Source organism: Amycolatopsis coloradensis (genome assembly GCF_001953865.1).
In the GTDB taxonomy this organism is placed as follows: Bacteria; Actinomycetota; Actinomycetes; order Mycobacteriales; family Pseudonocardiaceae; genus Amycolatopsis; species Amycolatopsis coloradensis.
On the sequence record NZ_MQUQ01000006.1, the window covers coordinates 134,673 to 148,293 of the forward strand.

The 13,621-nt window shown below is 70.7% G+C and carries 2 protein-coding genes; both read right to left on the bottom strand.

The genetic code is table 11. The features are described 5' to 3' along the window. Position 1: 1 nt before the first annotated feature. Positions 2-12,196, bottom strand: coding sequence for a non-ribosomal peptide synthetase (locus BS329_RS14145; RefSeq protein WP_076160582.1), 12,195 nt, complete (start codon positions 12,194-12,196; stop codon positions 2-4). Between the two features lie 485 nt (positions 12,197-12,681). Beyond that, on the bottom strand, positions 12,682-13,621 hold a 940-nt coding region (locus tag BS329_RS44535), incomplete at its 5' end, for a phosphopantetheine-binding protein (RefSeq protein WP_158075783.1).

Sequence of the window (13,621 nt, forward strand, 5' to 3'; positions counted from 1 at the left end):
GTTAATCGCGGGCCAATCCGGCCTCGAGTTGGTCCAACTGGTCAGGGGAAAGAGCGACGAGCATGCCCGTCTCCGGCTCCGGTGCGGCGACGCTCGCGCCTTCGGCGGGCAGTTCGGTGACGAGCACCGCCAGCCCTTCCGGTGTCTTTCCTTCGAACACCTGCCACGGCGTCAGTTCCAGCCCCTTCCGGCGGGCCCGTGCCGACAGCTGCATCGAAGTGATCGAGTCGCCGCCGAGTTCGAAGAAGCTGTCGTCCGCACCCACGCGGTCCAGGCCGAGCACGTCCGCGAACAGCTCGCACAGCGTCGCCTCGGTCGCCGTGCGCGGATCCCGCCCGGAAGTCATCCCGGCGAAGTCGGGAGCCTGTAGCGCCCGGTGATCGAGCTTTCCGTTCGGGGTCAACGGCATCCGGTCCAGCGGCACGAACGCCGCGGGCAGCATGTACTCGGGCAGACGTTCGGCCGCCAGCTCGCGCAGGGCCGCGACGAGCGGCTCGGCGGGGGTGCCCGCCGTCGGCACGATGTACGCCACCAGTTGTTTGTCGCCCGGTCCGTCCCGGTGCACGGCGACCGCCACCTGGGCGGCCCCTGGATGCTCCGAAAGCACGGTCTCGATCTCGGCGGGCTCGACCCGGTAGCCGCGCACCTTGACCTGTGCGTCGGCGCGGCCGACGAACTTCAGCTGGCCCTCGCGGGTCCAGCGGAACCGGTCGCCGGTGCGGTACATCCGCTCACCGGGCGCGAACGGGCTGGCGACGAACCGTTCCGACGTCAGGCCAGGGCGCCCGAGGTAACCGCGGGCGAGTCCGACCCCCGTGATGTACAGCTCGCCGGCGACCCCCGGCCGTACCGGTTGCAGGAAGGAGTCGAGCACGTAGTGCCGCACGTTCCGGATCGGGCCGCCGAGCGGGACCACCTCGTGTCCCGGGAACAACGGGAAGCTCATCGTCGAGCAGATCGTCGTCTCGGTCGGGCCGTACGCGTTGATCATCCGGCGGCCCGGCGACCAGCGGTCCGCCAGCATCGGCGTGCACACCTCGCCGCCGGTCAGCACACTCTCCAGGCTGTCCGGCAGGTCTTCCTCGGCCGCCAGCACACTCGGCGACACGGTGAGATGGGTGATCTCCCACCGCCGCAACGCGTCGCCCAGCGTCACCCGTGGCGGCATGCTCTCCGCGTCAGGCAGCACCAAGGTCCCGCCCGCGAGCAGAGCCATGTACAGCTCGGACACGATGGCGTCGAAACCGATGGCGGACAACTGGAGTACCCGCGAAGAGGACGTCACGGCGAGACGTTCGATATGCGCGTGGGCCAGGTTGGCGAGCCCGGAATGGGTGACCACGACGCCCTTGGGCACCCCGGTCGATCCCGACGTGTAGATCACATACGCCGCGTCGTCCGGCGCCACGTGCGGCAGCACCACCCCCGGATCGGCGGCGGGCAGTTCGTCCAGCACCAGCACCGCGCCCGCGAATCCCGGCGGCACGACCGCCCTGGTCGCCGTCGTGCACACCAGCACCTCGGGAGCCGAACTCGTCAGCATCAGCTCGACCCGCTCACGCGGATAGTCCGGATCGACCGGCACGAACGCCCCGCCTGCGAACGACACCGCCATCAGCGTCACCGCCAGTTCGGCCGAGCGGCCGACCACCACGCCCACCCGGGTCTCACGCCGCACACCCAGCCCCACGAGCAGCCGGGCCAGCGCCTCGACCTCGTCGAGCAGCCCGCCGAAGGTCAGGCTCCGCGTGGCGTCCTGCACCGCCACCGCGTCACGGGACAGCTCGACCTGCCTGCGGTACAACACGGGCAACGTCGCCGCGTCGAGCGGCACGTCGGTCTGGTTCCACTCGTCCACCACCAGGCGGCGCTGCTCCGGGCCGGTCAGGGCGACCCGGCCCACCGGCGTCCGCGGCTCGGCCACGATCTGGTCCACCGCCTGGAGGATCGAGGCGACGACCGCCTCGGCCTCCGTCCGGTCGTACACGTCCGGACGGTAGATGCATTCACCGCGGATTCCGGTCGCCGCGGACACCCGCATGGACAGCGGATAGTGCCCGGTGTCGTTCGGGATCGCCGCCGGGCGGATGACGAGCGCGTCGGCGTCCTCGGACGGACGCAGCGGGAGCGGCGGGTTCTCGAACACCACGATCGTGTCGAACGCCGCGCCGGGACCGACGAGCTGGTTGATCTCGGCCAGCCCGATGTGCTGGTGCGCCATCATCGCGACCTGGCGTTCCTGCAGATCCGTCAGCATGTCCACGATCGGTTCGGCGCCGGTCAGCCTTGCCCGGACCGGCAGCATGTTCATGAACAGGCCGACCGCGGACTCCACACCGGGGATCTCGGGCGGACGCCCGGCCACCGTGGCCCCGAAGACCACGTCGTCGCGACCCGTCAGCCGGGCCAGCAGCAGCGACCATGCCCCCTGGAAGAGCGTGTTCACCGTGACGCCGTGGCGGCGGGTGAACTCCACCAGCCGCCCGCTCCGCTCCTCGCCGAGTTCGAACGTGACCCGGTCGGGTTCGACGGGCGCGATGATCGAGTCCGGCGGCACCACGTGGGTCGCCTCGTCGAGCCCCGCGAGTTCGGTCCGCCACGCCTCCCGCGCGGCCGCCTTGTCCTGGCGGACGAGCCAGGCGAGGTAGTCGCGGTAGGACGTCGGGATCGGCAGGGCCGTGCCGTCGCCTCCGGCTTCGTATGCCGCCACCACGTCGACGATGAACAGCGGCAGTGACCAGCCGTCCGCCGCGATGTGATGCGACGTCATGGCCAGCCGGTGCCGTCGTTCGCCGAGGCGCACCAGGTGCAGCCGCAGCGACGGCGCCTGGGTGAGGTCGAACCGGTCGGCCTGCAACTCCGCCGCGAGGCGGTCGTACTCCGCCAGCGCCTCGTCCTCCGGCAGATGCGACAGGTCGGTTTCCAGCCAGGGCACCGTCACCTCGCGGGCGACCGCTTGCACGGTCGCACCGGATTCGAGCTGGTGGAAGCTCGCCCGCAGGGCGGGATGCCGGTCGAGAAGGGCCTGCCATGACGCGCGGAGGCGGTCGACGTCCAGCGGGCCGTCGAGGGCGAGGTTACGCAGACTCGCGTAGACGTCCGGGCCACGCTCGTCGGCGGCGTGGAACAGCAAACCCTCCTGTAGCGGGGAAAGCGGCCAGATGTCGTGCAGATCCGGCACGGCGGCCTCGACCTCTTCCACCTCCCGCTGCGTCAGCGCGGTGAGCGGGAAGTCGGACGGCGTGTGCCCGCCGGCGCGGTCATCGCCGACGTGGGCGGCGAGGCCGGTCAGCAGCTCCAGCCAGGCCTTCGCGAGCGACTCCGCGTCGGCTTCGCCGAGAACCCGCTCGGCCCAGGTCAAAGTCAGGCTGATCTCGGGTCCCTCGGCGGAGTCCAGCACGACCACGTCGGTCTCCACGACATGCCGCAACGGCGCGTCCCGCTCCGCCGTGCCGCCGATGGTTCCCGCGATCTGCCATGGTTCCGCCGCACCGTCGAGCCGGGACGGGAAGCGGCCGAGGTAGTTGAACCCGATCTCCGCGTCCGGCAGCGCCGCCAGCACCCGCCCCGTCTCGGCGTTGAGGTACCGCAGCATCCCGTAGCCGAGCCCGCCGTCGGGCACGGCTCGCACGTTCTCCTTGACACTCTTCAGCAACCGGCCCGCGGCGGCGCCACCGGCGATCGCTTCGGCCGGGTCGGCCCCGGTCACGTCCAGCCGGAGCGGATGGACGTCGGTGAACCAGCCGACCGTCCGCGACAGGTCCATTTCGTCGAGGGGCTGACGGCCGTGACCTTCGACGTCCACCACGACGGACGTGCCGCCGCGCCAGTGGGTCACCGCGCCGGCCAGGGTGGCCAGCAGCACCTCGTGGACACCACAGTGGAAGGCCGAGGTGGCCTTCTCCACGAGCACGCTCGCCCGGTCGCGCGGCAAGGTCCAAGACCGGCGTCCCGAGGTCGCGACGGTGTCCAGTGCGCGGTCGAGTTCGCCCACCCGCGTCCGTGCGCCGTCGAGGATCTCCGTCCACGTCGTCAGTTCGCCGGTCCGGATCGCCGCCTGCTCGGTCAGCGTCCGTGCCCAGCGCCGGAACGAAACCGCGGGCGGGTCGAGCACCGGTTCCCGGCCGGCGACGGCGGCTTCGCAAGCCTGTTGCAGGTCCGGCAGCAGGATCCGCCACGACACGACGTCGACCGCGAGGTGATGCGCGGCCACCACGAGCCGTCCGACGCGGCCGGGTCCCGCGTCCACCCACACCGCCTGTACCAGCACGCCTTCCGCGGCGTCCAGCCGTCCGGCCGCCTCATGGGCGCACCGTTCCGCGATCTCGTCCAGGTCGGCCGCGTCTGCCTCGACCCGCGTGACCAGCCTCGCCGCGTCGACCGTTCCCCGGTCGGCCACGACCAGCCGGGGCTCTTGCCCCTCGGTCTCCACGACCCGGCTCCGCAGCAGGTCGTGTGCGTCGATCAGCGCGCCGAGACCGGCCGTCAGCGCCGTCGGCGACAGATCGCCGGGCGCGCCGACGGTCACCCACTGCGCGGGCGCCCCCCGGGTCATCGCGTGGTGATCGCGTTCGAGCAGTGCCCGCGTCACCGGCGTCCAGGCGACGTCACCGACGCCGTCCGCGACGTCGGCGGGTGTCTCACCGCCACGTTCGGCGATCGCCGCGATCGCCGCCGGTGTCTTCTGTTCGAAGACCTGCTTGGCACCGAAGACGAGGTCCTCGCGCCGGGCCCGGGCGGCCAACCGCATCGAAAGGATCGAGTCCCCGCCCAGTTCGAAGAAACCGTCGTCGGCGCCGACCCGGTCCACGCCGAGGATCTCGGCGAACAGGCCGCACAGCACTCGTTCGGTCTCGGTGCGTGGCTCGCGACCGGCGGGCTTCCCGGTGAATTCGGGAGTGGGCAACGCCGCGCGGTCGATCTTTCCGTTGAGGGTCAACGGGAAGCCGTCCAGCACCAGCACCACGGCCGGCACCATGAACTCCGGTAGCCGCGCCGCGAGGTGCTCGCGGACCGCGCCGGAATCCAGTTCCCGCCCCGCTTCCGCGGTCACATAAGCGATCAGCCGTTTTTCGCCGGGACGTTCTTCCCGCGCCACCACGACCGCCTGCGCGACGAAGGGGACCTCGGCCAGCGCCGACTCGATCTCCCCCGGTTCGACGCGGTAGCCCCGGATCTTCACCTGGGAGTCGGCCCGGCCCGCGAACACCAGCTCGCCCTGCTCCGTCCAGCGGGCCAGGTCTCCGGTGCGGTACATCCTCGTACCGGGCGCGAACGGGTTGGCGACGAACCGCTGCGACGTCGAACCGTTGGCGCCCAGGTAACCGTGCGCCAGCCCGGCACCGGCGAGGTAGAGCTCGCCGGTCACGTTCGCGGCCACCGGCTGGAGGAACGCGTCGAGGACATACGCCTGCCTGCCGGCCAGCGGCCTGCCGATCGGCAGGACGTCGCCCGTTTCGGCCCCCGGTTCGAGGACGAGCCAGGTGGCGCAGAGGGTGATCTCGGTGGGGCCGTAGAGCTGACGGACGCGCACGTCCGGGCAGGCCTGGCGCATCCGGGCGACGGAGGCGAGTGGCACCGCGTCCCCGCCGGTCAGGATCTCCCGCAGTCCGATGAAGGATTCCGGCGCTTCCTCGGCCACCACCCGAAAGGTCCCGGCCGTCAGGTGGACGGTGGTCACGCCCCGTCCGATCGCTTCCCGCAGCCGCTGCGCGTCGACCGCGCCCGGTTCCGCCACCAGCACGCTAGCCCCGCTGACCAGCGGCACCCAGATCTCGACCAGCGACGCGTCGAACGCGTGCGAAGCGTGCAGCAGCACGCGATCGCCGGGTCCCTGAGACCAGCCGGGGTCGCCCGCCAGTGCCGCCACGCTTCCGTGCGGCACCGCGACGCCCTTCGGCACTCCGGTCGAACCCGACGTGTACATCACGTAGGCCACGTCGTGTGCCCCGACGGTGAGCGACGGCGCCTCGTACCGCGCTCCCTCGATCGCGTCCATGACCACCGGCTCGACACCGTCCGGCACCGCGTTCCTGGTCGCTTCCACACAAACCGCCACCGAGGTCCCGGCGTCGGCTAGCATCCGCTCGATCCGGTCCGCGGGGTAGTCCACGTTCACCGGGACGTACGCGGCCCCCGCCTTCCAGATCGCGAGCAGGGCGACGAACAGGTCCGCGCCGCGCTCCAGCACCACGCCGACGTGGTCACCACGCCGCACGCCGATCGCGGCCAGGTGTCCCGCCAGCCGATCCGATTCCCGGTCGAGGCCGTCATAGGACAGGGTGCGTGCGCCGTCCACGACCGCCACCGCTTCCGGGGACCGGCCCGTCTGCCGCCGGAACAACTCCAGCACCGACGACGCGGCCACCGCGTCACCCGTCGAATTCCAACGCTCCACAACGGACACACGCGTCGCGTCGCTCGTCACGCCCAGGCGGCCCACCGGCAGCGCGGAATCCGGCACCACCCGGTCCAGCACCCGGACGACCTGCCTCGCCACCTCGGCGGCCGTTTCCCCGCCGATCCGATCGGGCCGGTAGGCCACGTTGATCCGCAGGCGCTCACCGGGACTGACGTTCATGGTCAGCGGATAGCTGGTACCGGTCCTGGTGACGACCGAGCTGATCACGACCCCGCCGTCGTCGCCGAGACCGGCGGCGCCGTGCGGGTAGTTCTCGACCATCACGATGGTGTCGAAGACCGCGCTCGTTCCCGCCGCCTTCTGGATTTCCGGCAGCCCGAGGTACTGGTGTTCGGTGAGCGCCGATTGACGCCTCTGCAAGTCCCGCAACATCTCCACCAGCGGCTGGTCGCCGTCGAGCCGCACGCGGACCGGGACGGTGTTGATGAACATCCCCACCATCCGCTCGACCTCCGGCACCTCCGCCGGACGCCCGGAAACCACCGTCCCGAACACCACATCGGTCCGGCCCGCCAGTCGCGCCAGCACCAGTGCCCACGCGCCCTGCACGATCGTGCTCACCGTCAGCCCGTGACTCCGGGCGAAGTCGGCGAGTGCGCGGGTCGTCTCCTCCGGCAGCCATTCGGAATGGTTGTCCGGCATCACCATCGTCTTGCCCGCGTCGGCGTCCACCACGGTCGGTTCGTCCGACCCGGCCAGCTCGGACCGCCACGCCGCCCGGGTCGCCGCCACGTCCTGGCCGCTCAGCCACGACAGATAGTCCCGATAGGACGGTGCGCGCGACGAACCCTGTCCACCCGCGTAGCCTGCCGACATCTCGCCGAGGATGAGCGGTGTCGACCAGCCGTCCAGCAGAACGTGGTGCGACGTCACCACCAGCCGGTGCCGTCCCTCTCCGAGGCGGATCAGCGACAGCCGCAGCAGTGGCGGCCTGGTCACGTCGAACCGCTCCGCCTGGTCCTCCGCGAGAAGGCGTTCGACCGCCGCGTTCGCGTCCGCCTCGGCGAGGTGCGACACGTCCACCGCACGCCACGGGAGGTCGACCGCGTCCGCGACGACAGCCACCGTCTCGCCGGAGCCCAGCTGGTGGAAACTCGTGCGGAGCGATTCGTGCCGGGCGAGGACCTGGTCCCATCCCGCGCGCAGCCGGTCCGCGTCGAGCGGTCCGTCGAGGTCCAGGATCCGCTGGCTCTGGTAGACGTCGACGCCGTCCTCGTCGAAGGCCCGCTCGAACAGCATGCCTTCCTGCAAGGGCGACAGCGGCCAGATGTCGGTCAGTCCCGGCGCCGCGGCCTCCAGTTCCGCCACGTCCCGCCGCGTCACCGCGACGAGGGCGAAGTCGGACGGCGTGTGCCCGCCCGCGCCGGGGGTTCCGGCGAGGGCCGCGAGACCGGTCAGCATGGCGACCCAGGCCTCCCCGAGCCGCTCCACCGTGGCGGGGTCGAGATCCCCGCTGTCGATGGCGAGCCTCAGCCGGGGTCCGTCGGGCGTGTCCTGAACGTCGGCGCCGACCTCGACGGCGTGGGCCAGGACCAGGTCCGGGCCACCGCCGAGTACTCCTTCAGCCACCTGCCACCCGGTGTCCCCGGAGGCGGTGACACCGGTCCGGCCGAGGTAGTTGAAACCGATCCGCGCGGACGGCAAACCGGCCAGCCTGGACCCGGTCTCGGGGTTGAGATGCCGCAAAAGCCCGTAGCCGAGGCCATCCCCGGGGACGGCTCGGGCCTGTTCCTTCACGGCCTTCAGCAACTCCCCCGCCGCCGTTTTCCCGGCCGCGACGGCGGAAAGGTCGACGCCGGAGACGTCAAGGCGGACCGGATGCACGCTGGTGAACCAGCCGACGGTGCGCAGCAGGTCCTCGCCGTCGGCGCCGTGGCGGCCGTGGCCTTCCACGTCCACCAGCACCCCGGCGCCGTCCGGTCGCGCGATCGCGCCCGCCAGACCGGCCAGCAGGACTTCCTGGATCCCGCAATGGAAAGCTCCCGGCACGTCGGCCACCAGGCCGCGTGCTTCGGCTCCCGACAACGTCCGGGACCACGAGTGCGGTTGCCCGGAACCCTGCTCCGGCACCGGATCCGCGCCGTCCAGCGTGGCGGCCCAGTACTCGACTTCGGCGACGGTGCTCTCGCTGAACGCCTGCTCCGTCAGCCGTCGCGCCCACTGGCGATACGACGTCGTCACGGGTTCGAGGGCGGGAGTCCCGCCGGAGGTCACATCGTCGTACGCCGCGCGCAGATCCGGCAGCAGGATCCCCCACGAAACCGCGTCGACGGCCAAATGGTGCGCCACCAAGGCCAACCGGCCCGGCGCGGCTCCGGCGTCGACCCAGACGGCCCGCAGCATGGTCCCCGTCGACGGATCCAGCTCGCCCGTCACCGCCCTGACCGCGCGCTCGGCGACCTCGCCGGGATCTTCGGATCCGGCGTCCACTCGCGTGACCAGGCTCGCCGCGGTCACCGTCCCCGGCTCGGCCACCATCAGCCGTCCATCGGGCTCCACCCGGGCCCGCATCAGGTCATGCACATCCAGCACGGCTTGCAGGGCGGTCACCAGCGCGTCCTGGTCGAAGCCCGCCGGGGTGACCACGACTCGCGCCTGCACGAAGCCGGGGCGCACCGCGTCGTCCCCGAGGGCATGCATCACCGGCGTGCGAAGGATCTCTCCCACGCCATCATCCACTGTGGACGGTCGCGTCGGCTGAGTACCGTGGACCGGTGCCGCCAGCCGCCCGGGAGTCCGGTGCTCGAACACCAGCCGCGGCGTCAGGGAGAAACCTTCCCGGCGCGCCCGGGCCGCCACCCGCATAGAAGAGATCGAATCCCCGCCCAGTTCGAAGAAGTCGTCCTCGACACCGACCTGGTCGAGGCCGAGCACCTCGGCGAATACTCCACAAAGGACTCGCTCGGCCTCGGTGGCGGGCTCCCTGTCCGCCGACTTCGAGGCGAAGTCCGGTTCGGGCAGCGCCTGCCGGTCCACCTTTCCGTTGACGGTCAACGGCAACTCGTCCAGCACCAGCAGCGCGGCGGGCACCATGTACTCGGGCAGCGTCTCGGCGAGCTGTTCGCGCAGCCGCGCCGGATCGGCTGCGTGTCCCGTTTCCGCGACCACGTAACCGATCAACTGTTCGCCCCGGGCGGACACCACGGCCTGGCCGACACCGGACAGGGCGGCGAGCGCCACCTCGACCTCACCGGGCTCCACCCGGTACCCGCGGATCTTCACCTGGTCGTCCACGCGTCCGGCGAACGCCAGCGCGCCCTGATCCGTCCAGTACGCCAAGTCCCCGGTCCGGTACATGCGCTCACCGGCGACGTACAGGTCGGCGACGAATCGCCCCGCCGTCAACGCCGAACGGCCCAGATAACCCTGCGCCACACCGGCTCCGGCGACATACAGCTCGCCCGCCACTCCCGGGGGAACGGGACGCAAGAAGCTGTCGAGGACGTAGACACGCCGCCCCGCGAGCGGACGGCCGATCGGCAGCACCGATCCCGTCTCGTCCCCGGGTTCGAGCACCCACCACGTCGCGCACAGCGTGGCCTCCGTCGGCCCGTAGAGATGCCGCACCCGCACGTCCGGGCACGTCCGCCGCACCCGCTCCACCGCCGCCAGCGGCACCGCGTCCCCGCCGGTCAGCACCTCGCGCAGACCGGCGGCCGACTCCGGTGCCTCTTCGGCCAGCACCCGGAAGGAGCCCGCGGTCAGGTGGGCGGCCGTGACACCGTCGGCCACGTATCCGGCCAGTGCTTCGCCGTCGACAGCGCCCGATCCGGCCAGCATCACCCTGGCGCCCGACAGCAGCGGCACCCACATCTCGTACAAGGAGATGTCGAACGCGTGCGAGGCGTGCATCAACACGGTGTCGGCGGGGCCCACCCGCCAACCGGGCTCGCCGACCAGTGCCGCGACATTGCCGTGCGACACCGCGACACCCTTGGGCGTCCCCGTCGACCCGGATGTGTACATCACGTACGCGAGGTCGCCGGCGCTCACACCGACCGACAGTCGAGCGGATTCCGCGACCGCCCGCCGGGTCTCCGGATCGTCGAGGACGATCGGTTCGAGTCCGCCGTCCAGCACGGCGTCCCGGTACGCCTCCGCGCACACCACCGCCGACGGCTCCGCGTCGGCCAGCATGAACTTCACGCGTTCCGCCGGATAGGCGGGATCCACCGGCACGTACGCCGCGCCCGCTTTCCACACCGCGAGCAACGTCGCGATCAGATCGCGTGACCGTTCCATCACCACGGCCACGCGATCCCCGCGCCGGACACCCCGGCCGCTCAGATAACCGGCGAGTCTCTCCGCGTGTTCGGCCAGTTCTCCGTACGACACCGTCTGATCGCCATCGGCGACCGCTGTCGCGTCACGGCGGCGCTCCACCTGACGATCGAACAGCTCCAGGGCGGGCACGCTCGGCGCCTCGGCCGTGGAGGCGCCCCACTCCTTCGCCACCAACGCGCGCTCGGCCTCGGTCGTCACCTCGACCTCGGCGACCGTGCTCCCACTCGCCGCCGTCAGCTGACGCAGCACCCCGCTGAACCGCTCCACTATGGACAGAGCGGTGTCCCGGTCGAAGAGATCCGTCAGGTAGTCGAGTTTGAGGAGCAGCGACTCGCGAGGGACCGCGACCAGCGTGAGCGGATAGTGGGCGGCTTCCCTGCCCTGGTTCACCCGAAGGCCGAACGGTTTGGCGGAGTCCGATTCGCCGGGCTCACGCTGGAACTTCTCGAAGACGAGCAAAGTGTCGAAGACCGCGCCGGGGCCGGCCGCCTGCTGGATGTCCGCCAGCCCCACGAACTGGTCGGGGACGAGCGTCGCCTGCCGTTTCTGCAATTCCGCCAGCAGTTCGACGACCGGCGCCGAACCACGCAACCGCACGCGCACGGGAACGGTGTTGAGGAACAGCCCCACCATCCCCTCGACGCCGCGCAACTCCGGCGGGCGCGCCGAGACCACCGCGCCGAACACCACGTCCGTCCGGCCAGCCAGCTGCGCCAGCACCAGCGCCCACGCGCCCTGCACCACCGTGTTCAGCGTCAACCGGTGACGGCGAGCCAGCTCGTCCAGCGATCGCGTGAGGTCTTCCGGCAACTCGACCTCGACGCTCTCCGGCACGGACGGCGCTCGCGCCGGATCGGCGGGCGCCACCAGCGTCGGCTCCTCGGCGCCACCCAGCTCCGCCGTCCACGCCGTCAGCGACCTCGTCTTGTCCTTGCGGCTCAACCATTCGAGGTAGTCCCGGTACGACGTCACTTCCGGCAGATCCGGCGTGCCACCGTCGGCCGCGTACAGCGCCGACAGCTCGTCGAGCACGATCGGCATCGACCAGCCGTCCATGATCGTGTGATGGCAGGTCACCGCCAGGCGGTGCGAGGTGTCGCCGAGACGGATCAAGGTCAGCCGCAGCAACGGCGCCGTCGCGAGGTCGATCCTCCTCGTCCGGTCCTCTTCGGCCACCTCACGCACGGCCTCGGCGGGATCATCGAGGTGGGAAAGGTCGACCTCACGCCACGGCAGTTCCACCTGCCTGGCGATGATCTGCACCGTCTCACCCGATTTGCGCTGCCTGAAGCAAGCCCGGAGCGAAGCATGCCGGTCCAGCAGCGCCTCCCAAGCCGCCCGCAGCCTCGTCGCGTCGACCGGCCCCTCCAGGTCCAGGATCCAATGTCCTATGTAGACGTCGAGCCCTTCGCCGTCGTAGACCGCGTGGAAGAGCAACCCGGCCTGCAGCGGCGACAGCGGCCAGATTTCCTCGATCCGCGACTGAGCCATCAAAATCTCCCTCGATCTGCGAAGGGCTTGAAGTTCGCCGTCGAACTCAGCCTTGAATTCCTCGATCTCGTCCTGGTCAAAGCCGAGAGGCCGAATGCGAGATGTCCCCTGTGGAGAATCATCCGCCCGGCAAGCCGCCCCGGACAACATGTCCAAGGAAAGGTGCCGCACCGCGGGATCGGTCACCGGCCCCGCTGCCGGACCTCGTCCCCCACTGTGTGGATTTTGGGACGTCAGATGACCCGAAATCCACACGGTCCCGCACGAAAGTCCCTATGACAACCGGATCCGGAGAGGGTGTGTTTCCACACACCCCCACCTCTCCCACTCCCCAACAACCCGAAACGACGGAAGTCGCTGCACCCAATGCCACGTTGGAGGCGCTCAGAACCCCCAATGCCACATTGGGTGCGACATGTCCAAGGGAAGGTGAAGCGCCCGAACACCCCACCCCTCCAGAACACGAAGCGCCACCCAAGACCCGGTCAAGAAGCGTCGAATTCGGCTTCGAATTCCTCGATCTCGTCCTTGCCGAGATCGAGGAGTGCGGCGTCGGAGGTGACGGGCCCCGGGTCGCCGGGCTTCTCCGGTTCCGGTTCGACGATCGTCGCGATTCCAGCCGGGGTCTTGTACTCGAACACCTCTGGCGTGCCGAAGACCATTCCGTGGCGATGGGCCCGCGCCGCCAGTTGCATCGACGTGATCGAATCGCCGCCCAGTTCGAAGAAGTTGTCGTCCGCGCCGACCCGCTCGACCCCGAGCACTTCGGCGAACAGCGCGCACAGCGCCCGTTCGATCTCCGTGACCGGCTGCCGGTCGGAGACGCGTCCGCCGTAGTCGGGATCCGGCAACGCCGCCCGGTCGATCTTCCCGTTCGCCGTCACCGGCAGGGTGTCCAGCGCCAGCACCGCCGCCGGCACCAGGTAGTCCGGCAGCACCTCGCCGATCCGCTCCCGCAGCCGCGCCGGATCCACGCCGTCAGCGGACACGACGTAGCCGATCAAGCGTCCGTCACGGGCCACCACCACCGCCTGGTCGACGCCCGGCTGTGCCGCCAGCACCGCCTCGATCTCGCCAGGCTCCACGCGATAGCCGCGGATCTTGACCTGGTCGTCGGCCCGCCCACCGAAAACCAGCTCGCCTTGCCGGGTCCAGTACGCCACGTCGCCCGTCCGGTACATCCTCTTGCCAGGGGCGAACGGATCGGCGATGAACCGCTCGGCCGTCGACGCCGCGCGACTCAGGTAACCCCGCGCCAGCCCTTCGCCCGCGATGTACAGGTCACCCGCGACGCCCGGCGGCAACGGACGCAGGAAGACGTCCAGCACATACAACCGCCTGCCGGGAAGCGGGCGGCCGATCGGCAGCACCGAACCCAGCTCGTCACCCGGTTCGAGCACGTGCCAGGTGGCGCACAACGTCGTC

What these genes read in the sequence shown, in the direction of transcription:
- BS329_RS14145 (WP_076160582.1), bottom strand. Translation starts at nt 12,196, where the DNA reads ATGGCTCAGTCGCGGATCGAGGAAATCTGGCCGCTGTCGCCGCTGCAG.